Annotated in this window: 13 protein-coding genes; 3 read left to right on the top strand and 10 right to left on the bottom strand. The window is 68.6% G+C overall.

Going from position 1 to position 20149, the window contains the following annotated elements; translation table 11 throughout:
• Nucleotides 1-146: 146 nt before the first annotated feature.
• Complete coding sequence (locus tag BLQ75_RS07190; protein WP_092599791.1) at nt 147-680, bottom strand: winged helix-turn-helix transcriptional regulator; 534 nt, start codon at nt 678-680, stop codon at nt 147-149.
• A 107-nt stretch (nt 681-787) separates the two neighbouring features.
• Between BLQ75_RS07190 and BLQ75_RS07185 the strand changes: the two genes are divergently transcribed.
• Nucleotides 788-2254 carry an MFS transporter gene (locus BLQ75_RS07185; RefSeq protein WP_211481221.1) on the top strand — a complete coding sequence of 489 codons (1467 nt, stop codon included), beginning with the start codon at nt 788-790 and terminating at the stop codon, nt 2252-2254.
• Here the strand turns inward: BLQ75_RS07185 and xylB are convergent.
• The 3 genes from xylB to BLQ75_RS07170 all read right to left on the bottom strand — a co-directional run bounded on the left by xylB (nt 2251) and on the right by BLQ75_RS07170 (nt 7826).
• Nucleotides 2251-3660 (bottom strand): xylulokinase, encoded by a 1410-nt coding sequence (xylB, locus tag BLQ75_RS07180; RefSeq protein ID WP_092599788.1) that lies wholly within the window; start codon nt 3658-3660, stop codon nt 2251-2253. The genes BLQ75_RS07185 and xylB overlap by 4 nt on opposite strands.
• 198 nt (nt 3661-3858) lie before the next feature.
• Nucleotides 3859-5022, bottom strand: a complete 1164-nt coding sequence (gene xylA, locus BLQ75_RS07175; protein ID WP_092599785.1) for a xylose isomerase — start codon at nt 5020-5022, stop codon at nt 3859-3861.
• Between the two features lie 86 nt (nt 5023-5108).
• Nucleotides 5109-7826: a glycoside hydrolase family 3 C-terminal domain-containing protein gene (locus BLQ75_RS07170; protein ID WP_092599782.1), complete on the bottom strand. Its 2718-nt coding sequence runs from the start codon at nt 7824-7826 to the stop codon at nt 5109-5111.
• 616 nt (nt 7827-8442) lie between these two features.
• On the opposite strand from BLQ75_RS07170, the gene BLQ75_RS07165 reads away from it, so the two are divergent.
• Both BLQ75_RS07165 and BLQ75_RS07160 read left to right on the top strand, forming a co-directional pair.
• Nucleotides 8443-9627, top strand: a complete 1185-nt coding sequence (locus tag BLQ75_RS07165; RefSeq protein WP_092599779.1) for an ROK family protein — start codon at nt 8443-8445, stop codon at nt 9625-9627.
• Between the two features lie 549 nt (nt 9628-10176).
• Complete coding sequence (locus BLQ75_RS07160) at nt 10177-13308, top strand: glycosyl hydrolase 115 family protein (RefSeq protein WP_092599776.1); 3132 nt, start codon at nt 10177-10179, stop codon at nt 13306-13308.
• Between the two features lie 136 nt (nt 13309-13444).
• Here BLQ75_RS07160 and BLQ75_RS07155 read toward each other — a convergent pair whose 3' ends face one another.
• The 6 genes from BLQ75_RS07155 to BLQ75_RS07130 form a co-directional block, all read right to left on the bottom strand.
• Nucleotides 13445-13660, bottom strand: coding sequence for an AsnC family protein (locus tag BLQ75_RS07155; protein ID WP_092599773.1), 216 nt, complete (start codon nt 13658-13660; stop codon nt 13445-13447).
• A gap of 320 nt (nt 13661-13980) precedes the next feature.
• A complete protein-coding gene (locus BLQ75_RS07150) occupies nt 13981-15963 on the bottom strand; it encodes a glycoside hydrolase family 31 protein (RefSeq protein WP_092599770.1) in 1983 nt (660 codons plus the stop codon).
• 138 nt (nt 15964-16101) lie between these two features.
• The gene (locus BLQ75_RS07145) at nt 16102-16920 is read right to left on the bottom strand and encodes a carbohydrate ABC transporter permease (protein WP_092599768.1); all 819 of its coding nucleotides are present in this window, start codon (nt 16918-16920) and stop codon (nt 16102-16104) included.
• Complete coding sequence (locus tag BLQ75_RS07140; RefSeq protein ID WP_092599765.1) at nt 16917-17879, bottom strand: carbohydrate ABC transporter permease; 963 nt, start codon at nt 17877-17879, stop codon at nt 16917-16919. The genes BLQ75_RS07145 and BLQ75_RS07140 overlap by 4 nt, the downstream gene beginning before the upstream one ends.
• Nucleotides 17880-17907: 28 nt before the next feature.
• The gene (locus BLQ75_RS07135) at nt 17908-19089 is read right to left on the bottom strand and encodes a sugar ABC transporter substrate-binding protein (protein WP_170837376.1); all 1182 of its coding nucleotides are present in this window, start codon (nt 19087-19089) and stop codon (nt 17908-17910) included.
• A gap of 690 nt (nt 19090-19779) precedes the next feature.
• The coding region (locus BLQ75_RS07130; RefSeq protein ID WP_139182939.1) for a low temperature requirement protein A at nt 19780-20149 on the bottom strand (370 nt) is incomplete at its 5' end.

Genomic DNA, 20149 nt, shown 5'->3' with positions numbered 1-20149 from the left:
CGCGCCAACCTACACACTGTCGGATGACGGTCGTACCGCCCGCCGTCGCGTCGCCGGGGGAGTCTCGGGATTCGTGGTGGTGCGACGGAGGTCCACCGCGTCGAACTCCGATCGCCGTCCCGGATTCGCGTTCAGGACCCCCTCGTTCAGGCGTAGTCGGGTTCCGGGAACGGGTTGGTCAACAGGCGGTGCGGGCCACGGCGAAGTGCCGCGCTGATCCGGTCGTCCCGCAGCGTGCGGTCCGCCCCAGGGCCTTCCCGGACCAGCAGCTCGCCGGGTCCGGGAAAGGTGCCGCACGTGGGACAGCGGCCGGTGGTCTCCAGGTCGGTGTCGCACTCGGCGTGGCTGAAGACGCGACGGGAGCCGTGCGGGGAGAGCCAGCGTTCGCCCCACTGGGCGAGGGAGAATATCGCGGGCCACAGTTCCATTCCCTGCTCGGTGAGCAGGTAGTACACCCCGGTCGAGTGTTCCCGTCGTTCGAGCGCGCCCGTCGAGGTGAGGGTTTTCAACCGATCGGCCAGCACGGCGCGCGGGATGTCCAGGTGTGCTTGGAAGTCCTTGAACCGCCTCACCCCGTAGAAGCAGTCCCGAAGCACGAGAAGTGTCCATCGTTCCCCGATGGTTTCCAGTGCGTGTGCCAGTGAGCAGTCCTGTGCTGCGTAGCCGCGTCCCAATCCCACGCGACCACCCTAACAATTCAATCGCCGAATGCGATAGTTCACTCATTGAATCGTCACTGCTAGTGTGGCCATTGAACAGTTCAGTCACCGAACTTCGGGGAATAGTAGTGACGACCGAATCCGTGGCCGACCGAGCGGCGGCAGCGCGTGTGACGCTGACGTTGTCGTGCTTGGCCACTCTGCTTGTTCTCATCAACTTCACCGCACCCGTCTCGACAGTGGGGATCATCGGTGCGGACCTCGGCTCCGGAACGTCGGGTCGGACCTGGATCCTGGGCAGCATCAGCCTCGGCCTGGCCGCGTTCCTGCTGGTCTCCGGGAGTCTGGCCGACGATTTCGGGCGCAAGAGGGTCTTCGTGCTCGGCGGCGCGTTGCTGGGGATCGCCAGCGCGGCGTGCGCCCTCGCGCCCACCACGGTGGTGTTCGTGCTCGCCCGCAGCGTGCAGGGAGGTGCCAGTGCCGCACTGCTGGCCTCGGGTCTCGGGTTGCTGGGACACGTCTTCTCCTCCGGGGTGGAGCAGGCACGTGCCACGGGGCTGTGGGGAGCGATGGTGGGCGCCGGTATCGCCGTGGGGCCGGTGTTCTCGGCGCTGTTGGTCAAGGTAGCCGCTTGGCCGATGGCCTACTGGGTCATCGCGGTTCTCGCCGTCCTGCTGACGCTCTGGGCGGCGCTGGGACTCGAGGAGTCCCGCAGCGAGCATCCGCGTGGACTCGACATCGCCGGAGTGATCACCCTCGGCGGCGGTCTCGCGCTCCTCGTGGCGGCCCTCACCGAGAGTCGGCAGGGATGGGCGCAGCCGAAGGTACTGGTGTTCCTCGTACTCGGGCTGGCACTGCTGATCGCCTTCGTCCTGGTCGAACGAACGGTCGCGGAGCCGATGCTGGAGCTGGAACTGCTGCGGCGTCCCGCGTTCCTCGCCGCCACGGTGGGAGCGGTGATGATCGGTGTCGCCGTGATCGGGTTCATGACCTACGTACCAGCGGCGGTACAGCGGGTGCTCGGTCTCGACCCGCTCGCGGGGGCGGGCATCCTCGGAGTCTGGTCCGGTCTCTCCTTCGTGGTAGCACCGCAGGCCCGTCGGTTGATCGGAGTCGTCGGTGCCCGGTACCAGATCGCGGGTGGGTTGGCCCTGTGCGGTGTTGGTGAGTTGGCCCTGGTCGGGATCACCGAGTGGTCCTCGTGGTGGTGGATGGTCCCGGGCCTGGCGCTGGCCGGACTCGGCAGTGGATTCGCCAACGCCGCCCTGGCGGGGCTGGCCGTGCGGAGTGTGCCGCCCCACCGGGTGGCGATGGGCTCCGGAGCCAACAACACCGCTCGCTACGTCGGCTCGTCACTGGGGATCGCACTGATCGCCGCGATGCTCTCGTTGGCTCCGGACGGGCAGGGACCGAGCCGGGAGTTCGCCACCGGAATGACCTGTGCGGCACTCGTCTCGGCCGTGCTCTCACTGCTCGGAGCCGTTGTCGTGGCCCTCTGCCGTCAACGTGAGTACAGAGGGACCCCTCCCGGAAGTGCCTCCCGGAGCGCTCGGTGGGACCACCTCGACCCCACCGAGCCGTCCGGTTCGGACTAGCCGTGCATCCGCCGCACGGCACGGCGATAGGTCTCGCGGATCTCGCTGCCCCGCGCCACGTCCCCGGCCTCGTACGATTCGCAGCGCAGCGGCCAGTTCGGGGGTTGGTCGGTCCCGTTGGCCACCCACGCCGCCTGCTTGGCGGCACCGAGGGCGACGTACTCGGCCGGTTCCGGAACCTGCACGTCCACTCCGAACAGCACGGGAGCGATCGCGCGCACCGCCGCCGACTCCGCCGCCCCTCCGATCAGCAGTACTCGCCGCACGGCCACCCCCACTTCGCGCAGTGCGTCGATGCCGTCGGCGAGTCCGCACAGCATCCCCTCCACCGCCGCGCGCGCAACGTTCTCCGGCGTGAGGTTCGCCGTGCGCATCCCGGTGAGCGTGCCGGTGGCCTCCGGAAGATCGGGGGTGCGTTCCCCGTCGAGGTAGGGCAGCAGGGTCAGCCCCTCAGCGCCGGGAGCTGCTCGCAATGCCAGTTCGCTGAGCCCGTCGAGGTCGGTGCCCAGCATGTTCGCGGTCGAGTCCAGCACCCGGGCGGCGTTGAGCGTGGCCACCAGCGGTAGGTAGCGGCCGGTGGCGTCGCAGAATCCCGCCACGTTCCCGGTCGGGTCTGCACACGGTCGTTCGGTCACGGCGAAGGCGGTGCCGGAGGTCCCGACGGAGACGACCACGTCGCCGGGCTCGACGCCGAGCCCGAGCGCGGCTGCCATGTTGTCGCCGGTTCCGGGCCCGAGTGTCGCCCCACGCAGCTCCTCGAGATCGGTGACCTCGCCGGCCACCTGGGAGGGTGAGAGCACGTCGGGCAGCCGTGGAGCGGCTCCTGGCAGCACTTCCTCGCACAACTCCGGCGCCCACTCGCCGGAGGCGGGGGAGAAGTACCCGGTACCCGAGGCGTCCCCCCGGTCGGTGATGGCACGGTCGGGGCGACCGGACAACCGCCAGGTCAGCCAGTCGTGCGGCAGCAGTACTCGGTCGAGTCGCCCCGCGTTCTCCGGTTCGTTCTCGGCGAGCCAGGCGAGCTTGGTGAGCGTGAAGCTCGCCACCGGCACCAGCCCGGTGCGTTCGGCCAGCGCGGCGGCGCCGTGCCGCTCGGTCAACCGCCGTGCCTGCGGGGCCGAACGGGTGTCGTTCCACAGCAGCGCGTCCCGCAACACCGCTCCGGTGGAGTCCAACGCGATCATGCCGTGCTGCTGTCCTGCCACGGCCACCGCCTCGACCGGTGCGGGAGCCGCGCTCACGGCCTGTCGCACGGCCTCGCCACACGCCCGCCACCACACCTCCGGGTCGATCTCGGAATGGGGCGGGTGGGACGCTCTGCCCTCGGCTACGAGGCTGCCGTCCTCGGCGTCGACGACGAGCGCCTTCGTGGACTGGGTGGAGGAATCTATCCCCAGAACGAACACGACGACTCCTTTTCGGAAAACATGAGGAAGGGCGCGCCGGGGCGCGCTCGGTCTGCCGGGATCTCCGGACGGATCCCGGACGTCGGGCTTTCGCGTGAACGCACGGGTCGGGCGCGTGTGCTCCGAGCACACGCGCCCGACCCGTGCGGTACCCACCGTGGATGGTGCTCCTTCCCGGGAGGGAAGGAGTGTGGGAGCTCAGTGCAGCCCCATCAGGTGCTCCAGGGCGAGCTGGTCGAGCCGCTCGTAGTGCATGGCCCGCTGACCGGCCTCCTCGGGGTCGAATCCTTCCGAGGAGCCGAGCAGTTCCTCGGGCTTCTCACCGGAGGCGAGCGTGGGGCGGGCGAGTTCGTCCACCCTGGATGCCCGCAGCGCCTCCCGGACACGCGGATCGGCGCGGAAGGCCGCCGACTTCTCCCGCAGAATCAGGTAGTTGCGCATACAACCGGCGGCGGAGGCCCACACGCCCTCGTCGTCCTCGGTGCGCGACGGTTTGAAGTCGAAGTGCCTCGGCCCCTCGTAACCCGCGTTCTCCAGCAGGTCCACCGTGAAGAACGCGCTCTTGAGGTCGCCGGCTCCGAAGCGCAGGTCCTGGTCGAACTTGGCGCCGTGCTGACCGTTGAGGTCCAGGTGGAACAGCTTGCCCGCCCACAGCGCCTGGGCGATGCCGTGCACGTAGTTGAGCCCGGCCATCTGCTCGTGCCCCACCTCGGGGTTCACACCGACCATGTGGGGGTGTTCGAGTTGTTCGATGAACGACAGCACGTGCCCCACGGTCGGTAGCAGGATGTCGCCGCGCGGTTCGTTGGGCTTGGGTTCCAGTGCCAGCCGCAGGTCGTAGCCGCGCTCCCGGATGAACTCGCAGACCGCGTCGATGCCCTCCTTGTAACGGGCGAAGGCGGCTCGGGCGTCGATCCCAGCGTCCGTCTCGGAACCTTCCCTGCCGCCCCAGGCGACGAAGGTCCTGGCGCCGAGCTCGGCGGCCAGTTCGACATTGCGCAGCACTTTGCGCAGCGCGAACCGCCGTACGTCACGGTCGTTGGCCGTCAGTGCGCCGTCCTTGAACACCGGGTGCCCGAACAGGTTGGTGGTGATCATCGGCACGGTCATGCCGGTCTCGTCCAGTGCCTGGCGGAAGCGCGAGACCACCCGTTGCCGTTCCGACTCGTCGGCGGCGAACGGGATCAGGTCGTCGTCGTGGAACGTGACGCCCCAAGCCCCCAGCTCCGCGAGCCGGTGCACCGCCCGCACGGGGTCGAGGTCCGGCCGAGTGGGCGCGCCGAACGGATCGGCCCCCTGGAAACCGACCGTCCACAGTCCGAACGAGAACCTGTCGGCGGCGGTGGGCGTGTAGTCGTTCACTTGCTGCTCCTTTCACGGGACGGCCCTGCCGTCCACTGCTCGGGGGAGGAAGCGGGGAGCCGGGCGAGGCCGGCTCCCCGCCGCGGTCACCGAACCTTGACGACGAACTCCGTCGACTCGGTGTGACCGCGATAGCGCACGGTCGCGGTAACCGTGGCGACCCCGGAATCACGGGTGCGGATCACCCCGTGCGGATCCACCGACACGACCCCCGGTCGGTTGCTGCGGTAGTGCACCCGCATTCCGGGAGGCAGGGGCTTGTCCCGCTCGTCCGCGACGTGCCCGACGAGCGTGCCGTCGTTGAGCGAAACCGTCGTGCGCGGCCGGATCACGGTGTCGCGGTCGAAGATCCTGCGGATCGTGATCCCGCGCTCCTCGTCACCGGCCGCCCGCGGCGTGGTGCTGACGTTCTCGGGAGCCGGGCGCAGCTTGCCGTGCACCGTCACCCGTTCGCTGTCGGCGACGTCCGAGCTCGAGTGCCCCAGCCGGAACTCGTAATCGCCCTCGCCGATCTCGTAACGATCCCGGCTCTGGTCGAACAGTGCGAGGTCGCGCACCGGCACCGTGAACTCGACCCGCTTGGTCTCGTCGGGCCGCAGCGAGACCTTCTCGAAACCGACGAGCCGCTCGTCCGGGCGATCGGCCCGGTCCGCCTTCGACGAGGCCGCGTAGAGCTGCACCACGTCGGAGCCGGCGGCCCCGCCGGTGTTGGTGACCCGTGCGCTCGCGCGCACCGTGCCGTTGACGTTGACGTGGTCGCGCTCGATCCGGAGGTCACCGTACTCGAAGTCGGTGTAGCCGAGACCGTGGCCGAACGGGTAGGCCGCGGGCCCGTCGAAGTACATGTAGGTCCGACCCGGCCGCGAGTCCGCGGGCCTGATCGAGTAGTCACCGATCGAGGGCAGCTGGGACTCGTCGCGGTACCAGGTGAACGGCAGGTGCCCGCTCGGGTTGCTCTCGCCCAGCAGCACGTCGGCCAGCGCTTCGCCCTTGCGCTGCCCGTTGTAGGAGCTCCACAGCATCGCCGACACGTCGGAGGCGAAGCTGCTCACGTCGACCGCTCCGATGGTCTCCAGGTAGACCACCGTGTTGGGGTTGTTCGCGGCGACCTCGTTGATCAGCTTCGTCTGTGGCTGGGGCAGTCGCAGCGACTCCCGGTCCTCGTCCTCCTTGGCGGTGGTCTCGTCCGTGCCGCCGTAGACGACCACCGCGTCGTAGTCGGCGGAGACACGCACCGAGTTCCGGTTGAGCTGGTGCTCGGTTCCCGGCTTCGTTCCGGGGAGGTAGTCCACGACCGCCTTGGGGTTGATCTCCTCGACGGCCTTCTTGAGCCCTTCGTAACCGTTGACGCTGTTGGCCCTGCCGGAGGGACCCTGGTCGCTGGAGTAGCCACCCAGGTACATCTGTTCCGGATTGGCGTGGTCACCGACCACGGCGAGGCGGTAGGCCCCGGACTCGGGAATCCGCAGCGGCAGCAGCTCGCCGCCGTCCTCGGAGGGCTGGTTGCGCAGCAGCACGATGGACTCGGAGGCCGCCTCGCGGGCCAGGTCCAGCCGTTGTGGTGTCTGGGTCACCGCGTTGTTGGACTCGGAGTTCTCCCAGCTGCCTTCGGGTACGCGTTCGCGGGCGCGTCGCACCCAGGGCACCTGCTCGGCGTCGTCGAACTCGCCGAGCTTGATCCGCACCGTGAACATCCGGATCAGCGAGGCGTCCATGAAGTTCTCGGTGTAGACGCCGTTGTGGGTCTGGATCTTCTCGTCGGCCGCCTCGGGCAGCGTGTTCCCGAAGTGGTGCTCGTCGTGGTAGCCCTGGTTGCAGTTGAGGTCCACACCGGCCGCGTTGGCGTAGGCGTTGCGCTCGACGTGGTCGAGCGGTTCCTCCTCGCCCTCCGGCTTCCAGTCGTGACCGTGCTGGATCTCGTAGACCGAGTCGCAGTCGGACGTGAAGAACCCGTCGAACCCGAAGGTCTTGCGGGCCAGGGTGTCCAGCAGGCCGACGCTGGCCGAGGCGGGAACCCCGTTGACCCGGTTGTAGGCGCTCATGATCGAACCGGGCGAGCTGTTACGGATCACTTCCCTGAACGGAGCCGTGTAGTACTCGTGCAGCGTCCGTTCGTCCATGTTCGACGTGCCGGTGAGGCGGTTGAACTCGCTGTTGTTCGCCGCGAAGTGCTTGATGGTGGTGCTGGTCTTGAGGTAGCCCTCCGAGGAGGGCAGCAGGTTGCCCTGCTTGTCCTTGCCCTCCATGCCGTTGACGTACTGCGAGGCCATGGCCGCGGTCAGGCCGGGGTCCTCGCTGAAGGTCTCGTCGTTGCGGCCCCACCTCGGATCGCGGCTCAGGTTGATCGTCGGTGAGTAGAAGTTGAGGTCGAGGCTGTTGTCGCGCACGACCTCCCGCGCCTCGCTGGAGGTCGCCTGCCCCACCCGGTACATCAGATCGGGGTTCCAGGTGGAGCCCATGGACAGGCTGACCGGGTACGAGGTGGTGTTGGTCAGTATCTCGGGGTTGCCGTCGTCGTTGTACTGCTCCCGGGCGACGCCGTGCGCTGCCTCGTTCCACCAGCCGTAGGCGCGTACCCCCAGTCGTGGGATGGCCGGTGCCTGACTGCTGATCAGCTGCGACGCCTTCTCGGAGGGCGTCATCCGTGAGACCAGATCGGCGGCGCGTTCCCGGGCCGAGTAGTTCTGGTCGAGGTACACGGGGGTCTCTTCTGGTCTCTCCTGGGCCAGTGCCGGCGCCGTGGACAGGGCGCAGGTCACGCAGAGCCCGAGAGTCATCAGGAGACGTGTGGGTCGTCGTCTCATCCGGAATCTCCGTCAACTCGGTGTAGGACGTTTCCGATCCCGTCGGTCGGGATCAGCTCCGGTCGGGGACCGGAACGGTCGTACGGGGATGGGGCTCGCAGGTACCGGGGCGACCGGTGAGTTCGGTTCGTACGCGTGACCGGGCGGCGGCGGTGCCACGAGACGGGCCATCAGCACCGGTGCCGAGCGGTCCGGTCCGCGGCGAACCGGCACCGCCGGGCACGCCGTTCGTTCGCCGCGTCCCCGCCGGCCCACCGTGCTCATCGAGCGTTCACCCCCGACCTAGAAATATGATTTGTAAGAGGTAAAAACAAAATGAGCGATGTGTCAACCCCCACACCTGTTGGTGCCGCACAGCGGTGCGACGTTGACTGGCGGGTGCCTTTCCACCGCGCTCGGCGGGGTGGTGCTGCCAGGCGCCCAGGCCCCGTCGCGTGCCCCGTGCTGCCGTGGGGCCGTCGCCCCGACTTCCCGTGCGTCGGCTCCGACGTGTTGCGGTGCCCACCCGGGTCCTCGTCCTCCGGGCGAGAACCTGTGGGAGGTTCCGAGTGCGGAGCCGGCGAACCGAACGGAGAACTCCGATGAACAGAGCAGCGATCCCCGAAGCGAGGACCCCGTGACCACATCGACCGCACAGGGCCGCGATCCGGCCAGCCTGCGGCGTCACAATCTCCGGGCGCTGCTGCGCCACCTGCACCTGCAGGGACCCACCAGCCGGGTCCGGCTCGGTGAGGTGACCGGGCTGACCCGCAGCGCCATCGCCGACCTGGTCGGGGAGCTGACCGAGCGCGGGCTGACGACGGAGAGCGGCTCGAGCCAGCCGCAGCCCAGCAGGGGGCGGCCCCCGCTGATCGTCTCGCCGCGCGACGAACGCGCCTACGTGCTGGCCGTGGCCCTCGACGTGGACACCGTCCGCATCGGCAGGGTGGGGCTGGGTGGCAACGTCCTCGAGGAGATGACCACCCAGCACGAGCACGTTCCGGGTGATCCCACCGCCAGCCTGGAGCAGCTGGCTCGCCTGCTCCGCGAGTGGGCGGGGACGGCCGATGCCGGTCCCATCGCCGTGGGGGTGGCGGTGCCCGGACTCGTGCGGGCCGAGGACGGGCTGGTCACCCGCGCTCCCAACCTCGGCTGGCGCGATCTCGGGCTGGGGGAGCGGTTGTGTGACCTCGCCGGGCTCAGCGTCCCCGTGGTGGTCGGTAACGAGGCGCGGCTGGCGGCGCTCGCCGAGCACCGGCGCGGCGCGGGCAGGGACCGGGCCGACCTCGTGTACGTCTCGGCCGGTGTCGGCGTCGGTGCCGGAGTCGTGGCCCACGACCAGCTGCTCACCGGCAGTACCGGTTACGCGGGCGAGGTGGGGCACATGATCACCAACCCCGGCGGCAGAGCGTGCCACTGCGGCGCCCGCGGGTGCTGGGAGACCGAGATCGGTGCCGACGCCCTGTTGCGACAAGTCGGTGTGGTGGACCCACCGGACAGGCAGGCCGAACTGGAGCACCTTTTCGAACGGGCCGAACGCGCGGAAGCCGAGGCCCTCGAGGCGTTCCGGTTCCTCTGTGCTCCGGTGGCCACCGGACTGGCCAACCTGGTCAACATCTTCGACCCGAAGCTGATCCTGCTCGGTGGGCTGCTGCGTCCCGTGCTGCGTCACGCCGAGCGGGAACTGCACGACTCGCTCGACCGCCTGCGCGGACTGCCCGAGCTGCCGGTGGAGTTGGCGCCCGCTCAGCTGGGAGAGCAGGGACATCTACTGGGGGCGGCCGAAGCCGCGGTGAGCAGTTTTCTCACGACTTTCGAGTAGGGGACCCCGGTTGCCGGGCGCTGTGGTGCCGGGAGTCCCACCTCGCTCCGGTGCGCCGCCGCGGGGTGTGGAACCGCTCGTGGATCGGGGTCTTCACCGGTTCCGGATTCGACGGTGGCACGCGGCCCCTCGTGGGACTCCGGGGAGGCGCCCCCGTGGTGGAGCCGCACCGTCGTCCCCCGTTCGGGAGCTTCCCTTCCGGTGGTGGCCTCCGATGCGACGTTCGGGCTATGTTGTTCGCTTCTTGATCGTGAAAGTGTTGACTGTCCATGTCGGTGTTGCGAGTCTCGCCGAGCACTGTTTCGGATAGCCGATGAACTAATTCCGTCTCGTCGGAGACGGTCGCGTCGCCGTGAACACCGCGGGAACTCGATGCGCGGCCGAAAATCGCGCTCGGATGTCCCGGATCGATCGCGTAACCCCTGGAGGAACGATTCCATCCGATGGGGAGCGCGGAACCGCTCGCCACCGTCGCTTTCCGCGCATTCCCCGGTCGTGGACTCGCGGGTGAGCACGGGGCGATCGTTTCCCAACACAGCAGGAGGAAGAATGCCCGAGTACGGCAGGAGAACGTTTCTGAGAACTTCCGGTGCCGCGGCCACGGGAATCGCACTGCTTTCCGCATCGTCGAAAACGGCCGGTGCTGATTCCCCCCAAAGGGGGGAATACATAGCCACGCGGCCCGTTCCCGGTGGATTTCCGCTGGTGGACCACGGGAGGGCGGCGCCGCTGGTCGTCGACTCCTCGGACTTCGAGGGAGTGCGCCGCGCCGTCGACGACCTCCGCGGGGACCTGCGCGCCGTGGCGGACGTCGAACCGGACCTCGAGCACGACTCGATCGCCGGACACGACCACGTGATCCTGATCGGGACGATCGGACGTAGCCGACTGATCGACCGTCTGGTGAACCAGCGCGAACTCGACGTGACCGATGTCGCCGGACAGTGGGAGACCTCCCTCGTGCAGCTGGTGGAAAATCCCTTCCAAGGGGTGAGGCGCGCTCTGGTGATCGTCGGGAGCGATCAGCGCGGAACGATCTACGGCTGCTACGACGTCTCCGCGCGGATCGGCGTTTCCCCCTGGTACTGGTTCGACGATGTCCCGCCGCGGCGACACGACCGGCTGTACGCGCTTCCGGGCAGGCACACTCAGGGGCCACCGGCGGTCAAGTACCGGGGCTTGTTCATCAACGACGAGGCGCCCGCCCTCGCCCGGTGGGTGCCCAACCACTTCGGTCCGGGAAAGGCGCCGGGGCATCCCGGTGGATTCAACCACGAGTTCTACGCCAGGGTTTTCGAGACCATGCTGCGGCTCAGGGCCAACTACCTGTGGCCCGCCATGTGGGGAAAGGCGTTCGCCGAGGACGATCCACGCAATCTGGAGACGGCGAGAAAGTACGGAATCGTCCTGGGGACCGCTCACAACGAACCCATGATGCGCGGAATAGAGGAGTGGAACCGTCACGCGGTTCCCGCCGAACGCGACGACGATGGAAACATCGTCGAACCGGGGCACGACCCCTACGGCGGAACGGGGGAGTGGAGCTTCCGCCGCAACCGCGCCGCGATCGAGTCCTACTGGACCGAGGGGATTCGCCGGAAGGCCGAGCGGGGATTCGAGGGAGTCGTCACGCTCGGAATGCGTGGAAACGGCGACTTCGCGCTGGGAGACGGCGACTCCATGGATCTGATGAGCCGCATCGTCGACAGCCAGCGCCGTATCCTCCGACAGGAGGGCGGCGCCGACCTCGCCGAGATCCCACAGGTGTGGACCCTGTACAAGGAGGTGCAGCGCTACTGGGACAAGGGACTGCGACCACCGGACGACGTCACCGTCGTGATCACCGACGACAACTGGGGAAACATCCGAAAGCTCCCCGACCCGGAGCTGCCGGAACGCGAGGGCGGTTACGGGCTCTACTACCATTACGACTACGTCGGGCTCGGTCGCAACTACAAGTGGGTCGACACCAGTCCGCTGCCCAATATCTGGGACCAGCTCAACCAGGCCTACAGCTACGGAGTGGACCGACTGTGGGTGGTCAACGTGGGCGACTTCAAGGGAATGGAACGTCCGCTGCAGTTCTTCCTGGACTACGCGTGGAATCCGGAACGCTGGCCGTCGCACCGCCTCCCGGAGTGGGAGCGCGGGTTCGTCGAACTCAACTTCGGTCCTGATCAGGCCGGCCCCATCGCGGACGTGCTGCACGGTTACGCCGCCCTGCAGGCCCGCCGCAAACCCGAACTGTTGAACCGGCGCATCACGATCGATCCCGAAGGGGATCTCGCGAACGACCCTTCGGCGGTCGTCTACGACGACGAGGCCACCCCCTTCAGCCTGACCAACTACCGTGAGATCGAGCGAGTCACCGAGGAGTGGAGGCGCCTGGCCGAGGAGGCCGAGCGCGTCCGCGACCGGTTACCGGCCTCGGACCGCGACGCCTACTACCAGCTCGTGCTGTACCGGGTGAAGGCGACCGCCAATCTGTACGAACTCCGCGAGGCGGAGTTCACCAACATCCACTACGCCGAGCAGGGGCGGGCCCGCACGAACCGACTGGCCGATGTGGCCGAAGCGCGGTTCGCCGACGACCAGGCGATGTCGGATTACTACAACGACGAGCTGGTAGGCGGGAAGTGGAAGGGCTTTCAGACGCAGCCGAAGATCGGTTACGGCGACGTGCGGCGCTACGGCCCCGATGCTCCCTGGCAGCAGCCGCAGCGCGACCAGCGGGCCCTTCCCGACGCCATCTACCCGCCCGTACGCCGGATCGAACTCCCCGCCACCGCCGAGATGGGAGTGGCGATCGATGGCTCAGGCTCGTGGTGGCCCCGCGCGGAAGGCACACCCGTGCTGCCGAGGTTCAGCCCGTACCAGACCGTCCCCGCGCAGTACGTCGAGGTGTTCAACCGGGGGACCGAACCGTTCGACTACACCATCGAGTCCGGGGTCGCGTGGTTGGTTCCCGACTCCGGGCGGGGAAGGGTGACCGACCAGGTACGCGTCGGACTGCGGGTCGACTGGAAACGAGCCCCGCGTGGGACGAGCCGTGTGCCGATCACCGTCTCCGGTTCGGAGGGGACCAGCGTCGAGCTGCGGGCCGTCGTCGACAACCCACGGCTGCGTGGCGGATGGGGGCACGGATTCGTCGAGGCAGGTGGGTACGTGGCCATCGAAGCGGAGCACCACAGTCGTGCTATTCCCGCCCGGGACGCGGGCTGGCGGTGCGTGCCCGACATCGGAAGCGCCGGATCCGGGATGGAACCCTTCCCGGTCACCGCGCCCTCCCGGCGTCCCGGACGGGCGAGTCCCCGGCTGGAGTACGACCTCACCCTGTTCACCACCGGGAAGGTCGAGGTCACGGTGTACCTGTCCCCGCGAAACGACGTTCTCCCCACACCGGGACTGCGGTACGCGATCTCCTTCGACGACGAGAACCCCCGGACCGTCGACGTCATCGCGGCCACCGGTGCCGACGCCACCGCCATGAACAGGCAGTGGCAGCGCAACACTTCCGACAACGTCAACCGGACCACCACCTCGCACACCATCCGGAAGGCGGGCAGGCACACCCTCAGGATCTGGATGGTCGATCCCACGGTGGTGGTGCAGCGGATCGTGGTCGACACCGGCGGAGTCGAGTACAGCTACCTGGGCCCGCCGGAGAGCATGCGGCGGTGATCCCGGCGAGGTTCTCCAACTCACCGGCGGGAACGTTCAACCGGTAAGTGACGATGACGGGTCAACCGGCCGGATCGTGGGCGAGGTCGCACCGCAAGCACAGCTCCCGGTGCCGGAGCATCCGACTCAGCCGTCTTCACACCGCGGTCTCGCCGAGCCCGGTCTCGCGCGCCAGCTCGGCGTAACCGCGGCGGGCGTCGGCGTTGAGGGCGAGCAGTAGCGAGAAGTCGAAGCGCCGAAGTCGGCTCAGTCCCTTCGGCACTTCGGCGGTGCCGCCCCGGCCCGCTTCTCCGAGCGGGACCTCGAACCGCTGGCGACGGGTGAATTGCCACCCGGCACGGTCTCGAACCACTCACCGAACGACTCCCCCGCCCCGGAGGCGGCGCTTCCCAGGGGAATCAGCAACCTGCTCATCGCGGTACGCGAGTGGCTGCGTCCGGACGCCGTGCGGGGGTGACCGCCCCGTCGGTACCGAGCGCGTTCCGGTGGTGCCCACGGGATTCGGCGCCACCCGAACCGGTTTCGGAGCGTCACCGTGACGCTCCGACGCCGGTAGGGCGAGGTCACCACAGCGCGGGGCCGGGAGCTACCGTCCACGTGGTTCCGCACCGTGGCACGGCGCGGAACCACGCGTACCTCACCCCGCCGGACGAGCGACTCCCACGACGGGGGTCATCGGCCCAGGTCCACTGTCGTGCCCTCCCGGAGGAACACCGGGACGCTCTCCAGCGGTGCCGGAACCGTGGTCGTGGTCCCGCCCTCGAACATTCGCCCGTCCCAGGCACCGGTCCACCGGCTGTCGCCAGGGAGGTGAACCGAGCGCTCCCGGGCGCCGTACTCGGTCACCGGGGCGACGAGCACGTCCGGCCCCAACAGGAACTCGTCGTCCACCTCCCACGCGCGTTCGTCGTCGGGATGGTCGACGAACAGCGGCCGCATCGGAGGCAGACCGCGTTCGTGGGCCACGCGCATCTGTTCCATGAGGTAGGGCCGGAGCCGTTCCCGCAGGAACAGCATCTCCCGGATCAGTTCGTAGGCCCGCTGCCCGAACGACCACACCTCGTTGGGGCCACCGGTCATCTCGGGCCCCAGCGGCATGCGGGGATCGCGATTGCCGTGCAGCCGGAACAACGGGCAGAAGACCCCGTACTGGAACCAGCGCACCACCAGCTCCCGGAAGTACTCCGAATCGGGATCCCCGCCGTGGAACCCGCCGATGTCCGTGGTCCACCAGGGAATCCCGGACAGCGCGACGTTCAGCCCGGCGCGCACCTGCGCCCGCAGCGACTCGAACGTTGCGTCGATGTCGCCGGACCACAGGGCCGCGCCGTAGCGCTGGCTCCCCGCCCACGCGGAGCGGCACAGCGACACGACCTCGGTCTCGCCCTCGGCCCGCATACCGTCGTGGAAGCCCTGCGCGTGGCGCAGCGGGTACAGGTTGAAGACCTCCTGGCCGGGTCCTTCCTCGAACCGCAGGTTCTCCGGGGTTCCGGGCAGGACCTCCGGCTCGCAAGCGTCCAACCACCACACCCGGACCCCCAGGTCGTAGTAGTTCTCCCTGGCCCTGTCCCAGACGAACCGGCGAGCCCGGGGGTTCGTGGGGTCGTAGAAGGCCACGGGCATGGCGACGTCGAAGCCCTTGTCTCGCCACGGCGCGTGGTACGGCACACCGGCCTCGGTCCCGACCAGCATCCCCTCCCGGCTCATCCGTTCGAAGTTCTCGCTGAGCGGGTTGACCGAGGGCCAGATCGAGACCATCAGCCGAACTCCGGCCGCGTCCAGCTCACGCATCATCGCGGCCGGGTCCGGGTACTCGACGGGGTCGAACCTCCAGTCACCGAGATGGGTCCAGTGGAAGAAGTCGGAGACGATCACCGACAACGGCAGCTCGCGGCGCCGGTACTCCCGGACCACTTCCAGCAGTTCCTCCTGGGAGCGGTACCGCAGCTTGCTCTGCCAGAACCCCGCCGCCCATTCGGGGAGCATCGGCGGGTGCCCGGTGGCCTCGGCGTAGTGCCCCAGCAGTTCGGCCGGTGTTCCGCCCGTGGTGACCCAGTAGTCGAGCTGCCTGGTGCTGTCGGCGACCCACCGGGTCCCGTTGTGGGCGAACTCGACCCGGCCCACCGCCGGGTTGTTCCACAGGAAGCCGTACCCCCTGCTCGACAACAGGAAGGGGATGGAGACCTCGGCGTTTCGCTGGACCAGGTCCAGTACGGTTCCCTTCTGGTCGAGCAGCCCGTGCGTGTGCTGCCCGAGCCCGTAGATCCGTTCCCCCTCGTAGGCCCGGAAGCACTGCTCCATGCGCCGGCTGTGACCCGTCCCGGAGCCGTACAGCCTCGGTCCGGGCCACCAGAAGTGCGCGGGCCGCTCGGCCAGCAGCTCCGCACCGTCGGCGTCGACGAAACGCAGCATCCCCTCCGGATCGACCTCGGCGCACAGCGCACCGTGCGTGATCCGGGCGAGATGGTCCCCGATGTCGATCACCGGGGACCCGCCCGAGTCGGGCCGCTCCCCGAGCGCGCTCGGCAGGTCGTCGAGCAGGGGAGCGAACCCGGCGCGTATCCGCAGACTGTCCGCGCCCCACGGTTCGATCCGCACGATCTCCTGGCCGCTCGTCCATTCCAGGGCACCGTCGTCCTCGCGGGCACCTCGCATGATCCTTCCTCCTGTCGCGGTGGATGGTCGGGGCCGTCCGGCCCACGTCGCGGGAAGAGCGCACGTCGTCCCGAAACCGGTGTCGGGAACGGGTCACCGGGCGGTGCGGCTCCCTCGTGACCGGTGACCGCCGTGGCCTCATTCCTTCACACCGCCCCCGGTGATGCCCGCCGCCACGTACCGTTGCGCGGTGAGCAGCAGGAAAGCGGCCGGGATCGACGCGAGCACGGCGGTGGCCATGACGCCGTTCCAGTTGGTGGTCTGGTTGCCGACGAAGCGGTAGATGCCGACGGTGATCGGCTGGATGGTGTTGCCCGTGGTGAAGCTGACCGCGAACAGGAAGTCGGCCCAGGCGAACAGGAAGCTGAACAGTCCGGCCGTGATCAGCGCGTTGCGGCACACCGGCAGCACCACCGATCCGAAGGCGCGCCACTGGCCACAGCCGTCCACCCGGGCCGCCTCGATCAGCTCGCCGGGCACCCCGCTCATGAAGGTGCGCAGGATCAGAACCGCGAACGGGACGGTCAGCGTCGAGTCGGCCAGTATCATGCCGGCATAGCTGTCCAGCAGTCCGAGCTGGCTGAACACCGGGTAGAGGGAGTTGGCCATCACGATGCCGGGCACCATCTGCACCAGCAGCACGACCAGCACCAGGGCCAGCGTGCCGCGCAGCCGGAACCTGGCGAGGGCGTAAGCGGCCGGCGCGCTCACCAGCAGGGTGAACAACACCGTGCCCAGCGCGATCACCAGGCTGGTGAGCAGGTGCGAACCCTGTGTGCGCAGGGCCTCGGCGTAGCCGCTCCAAGTGGGGTCGAAGGGGAACCACACCGGGGGCGTCCGCAGCAGCGCCTCACTGCTCTGCAACGACACATTGATCATCCAGTAGACCGGTGCGAGGAAGACGAGCACCAGGACGATCCCGACGAGCGTGTTGATCACACGTTGGGTGGTACTCATCCCCGTCCTCCTCGTGAGCGGAAGGTGTCCCGGATGGACCGCAGGTAGAACAGCGCGAACACGAGCGCGATCACGATGAGGATGTTGCCCACCGCAGCCCCCTGCCCGAAGTCGAACTCCTCGAACGAGAGCGCGAACGACCAGGTGGTCAGCGTCTCGCTGGCGTTGGCGGGGCCACCGCCGGTGAGAATCATGATCACGTCGAACACCTTGAGCGTGTAGATCAGCCCCAGCATCAGCACGATGGCGATCACGGGGCGCAGCAGCGGCAGGGTGATGTGCCGGAAGCGCTGCCACGGGCCGGCGCCGTCCAGGGCGGCCGCCTCGTAGAGTGACCCCGGCACGGCCTGCAGTCCGCTGTGGAGGATGACCAGGTTGAAGGGAACGCCCACCCAGACGTTGGCTATGATCGCCGAGAGCAGCGCGTACCGCGTGCTCGACAACCACGGGACCGGGTCCGAGATCAGGTGCAGCCCCAGCAGCAACTGGTTGAGCGCCCCGAACCCCTCGTCGTAGATCCAGCGGAACACCGCGCCGGAAACCACCAGCGGCAACAACCAAGGCAGCAGCAGCAGTCCGCGCAGCGCTCCACTGAGTGGAAAGCGCCGCTGGAAGAACACCGCCAGCCCCAGCCCGATCGCGAACTGCGGCGCCAGCGATCCCACCGTGAACAGGACGGTGTTGAGCACGGCGGTGCCGAAGATCGGATCGGTGACCAGCTCGACGTAGTTGTCCAGCCCCACGAAGGGAGAACCGCCCTCGTAGAACGAGGCCACGGTCCACTCCTGGAAACTCATCGTCAGGTTCCGCAGCACCGGGTAGCAGAAGAACAGCAGCAGGAAGACCACCATCGGCAGGACGAAGGTCCACTGGACCAGACGTTGCCGACCACCACTCGTACCGCTCCGAACGCGTCGTACCGGTGCGGTGCCGTTCACCGGTTCCGGTTTCGTCGTCATGGCAACCACCCACTCGACAGTGTCGATGTCAGTCCGCGGTCTCCGCGACACGCGCGGCTCGCCGCAGTGCCTGTCGGGGGCTGGTCGACCCCGCGATCGTCGCCTGGATCGCGTCGGCCAACGCCTGCGAGACCTCGCGGTAGCGCGGGCCCAGTTCGGCGGTGCGGGCTCGGCCTGTCGCCACTTCCTCGACGAACGGTTCCATGACGGGACGCTCGCGGGCGTACTGCTCGGCCACATTCGTGCGGGCGGGCACGTAGGCGTGGTCGGTCGTCCAGTCCAGCATGTTGTCCCGTTCGAGCAAGCAGCCCAGCACGCGTGCCGCGTCGCGCTGTCGCTCCGGAGTGGTCTCCGGGATCGCGCCGATCTCCCCGCCCAGCGGCACCACCGGTGGGGTGCCGGTGCTCGGCGTCGGAAGCGGGACGATCCCGTAGTCGGTCCCCGACTCATCCAGCGAGGACAGCGCCCACGACCCGTTGATCATCATGGTGGCGTGTCCGCTGGTGAAGCGGTCGATGACGTCGTTCTGGTTCCAGTTGACCACCGATCTGGACGCCAGGCCGTCCTCGACCAGGCCGGACCAGAACCGCAGTGCCTCGACCGACTTCCGCGAGTCCAGTTCGTCCAGCTCGCCGCCGTTGCTCCACAGGAAGGGTTCGAACTGCCATGCGCCCTCCTCGGAGGCGATGGCCGAGAACGCGATCCCGTGGGTGGAGCCGTTGGTGAGCGCTTCGGCCGTCGCGCGCAGCTCCCGCCAGGTCTCCGGCGGTTCGAGTCCCGCCCGCTCGAACACGGTGCGGTTGTAGAACAGGGCGAGTCCGTTCACCCCGGGGGCCAGCCCGTACAGTTCTCCCCGGTACTTACCGGCCTCGACGATGCCGGGGAAGTAGCCCTCCCCGCTGAGGCCGTACTGACCGAGCTCGGTGAGCGCCCCGGTCTCGGCCACCGTCTTGAGGTCCGGGTTGTCGACGAACAGCAGGTCCGGAAGTGAGTGAGCGGTGGCGTCCCGGAGGACTTTGGGCATCAGCTGGTCCACCGGAACGTTCTGCCTGCGGATCCGCAGTCCGAACCGTTCGGCGCACCGGTCGAGCACGGAGCGGAACTGCCTACTGGCCTCGGCGCTGGTGTAGTGGTCGAGTTCGACGACCACGTCCGGTGGGCGGGAACTCACCCCGCCGGCGCATCCGCTCGTGACCAGGGTCAGAGCCATTCCGGCCGTGACGGTCCGTGCCGTCGCACGGGAGCGCGGTCGGTTCCGGCGGCGGAGCTTCGTGGGGCCTTCCGCTCGTCGGTGTTCCGACGTGTGGTGGATTCGGCGTAGTCTGGAACGAGGTTGTCGAAGCGATTCGACGATGCGGAGAAGTAATCGCACCGCTGCCACCTTCTTCCGGTCCCGTGACGTGCCTGGCGTGCTCCGGGGGTGGAGCGCCCCCGGCCCGTGCGTCGCAGCGGGCGCGCCGGAGCGCACCGCCCCCGACGGATCCGGCGGACCCGGAGGCCGCGGGCACGTTCGCGTCGCTGCACAGCGGAAGCTCGACGGTGGTAACGCCACCGACAGGTCGGTGGGGCGTTCCCGCCGTACCGGGTGGTCGGTGCCCCGGTTCGCGAGGGGTGAGATCGGGGTGCTCGCCCGCGCTCTCCGAGGTGGACCGCTCGTCGCCGATCACAGGGGGCGGAGTGTGGGTCGGGATCCGGCTGCGTCGGGCGGCGTCGGCGGTCGTTGGCATGCGCTGTTCTCATCCGTACCGAACGAGCTTCCATTCTTCGAAGCGCTTCGACAGTACGGTAGACAGTGATCGGCATCACGTCAATGGACGATCTCGCCGAACGAGGAAGCGGAGTGTTCGGCGAGATCGTCCGGTGGGCGGGGAGCGCTGTCCGCTGTACCGGAAGGCGCGGTTCACCCCGCCGTGGTGGGGGATGTTTGTTGTGGGGTGAGTTGGGTGATCACGGCCAGTGTGGTCATGACCGCGACGGTGGCCACTCCGATGGCCAGGGAGGGAACCGCGTGGCCGAGCACCAGGCCGAGGGCGCCGACGACGACCAGCGCCGTGGCGGCCACGTAGCGGGCGCGGGCCACCGCGCCGGTGCGCGAGCGCAGGAACAGGATGTTGCCGGCCAGGTAGATCAGCGGTCCACCCACGGTGGTCAGCACCACCGAGGGGTCGGTGTCGGCGTGGCTGATGCGCAGCTCGATGGAGACGGCCACGACGATCGCGCCCGCCACCATCAAGGCGTGAGCGTAGGCGAACGCCGAGCGCAACGCCCTG

Origin of the sequence: Actinopolyspora xinjiangensis, from assembly GCF_900104475.1 — a bacterium.
GTDB classification, from domain to species: domain Bacteria; phylum Actinomycetota; class Actinomycetes; order Mycobacteriales; family Pseudonocardiaceae; genus Actinopolyspora; species Actinopolyspora xinjiangensis.
The sequence above is the reverse complement of the archived record's forward strand: the minus strand, read 5'-3'. Positions and strand labels throughout refer to the sequence as shown.

Coding starts and splice junctions, on each gene's coding strand:
- BLQ75_RS07170 (WP_092599782.1), bottom strand. CDS start 7,826: ATGAGACGACGACCCACACGTCTCCTGATGACTCTCGGGCTCTGCGTG.
- BLQ75_RS07160 (WP_092599776.1), top strand. CDS start 10,177: ATGCCCGAGTACGGCAGGAGAACGTTTCTGAGAACTTCCGGTGCCGCG.
- BLQ75_RS07150 (WP_092599770.1), bottom strand. CDS start 15,963: ATGCGAGGTGCCCGCGAGGACGACGGTGCCCTGGAATGGACGAGCGGC.
- BLQ75_RS07145 (WP_092599768.1), bottom strand. CDS start 16,920: ATGAGTACCACCCAACGTGTGATCAACACGCTCGTCGGGATCGTCCTG.
- BLQ75_RS07140 (WP_092599765.1), bottom strand. CDS start 17,879: ATGACGACGAAACCGGAACCGGTGAACGGCACCGCACCGGTACGACGC.
- BLQ75_RS07135 (WP_170837376.1), bottom strand. CDS start 19,089: ATGGCTCTGACCCTGGTCACGAGCGGATGCGCCGGCGGGGTGAGTTCC.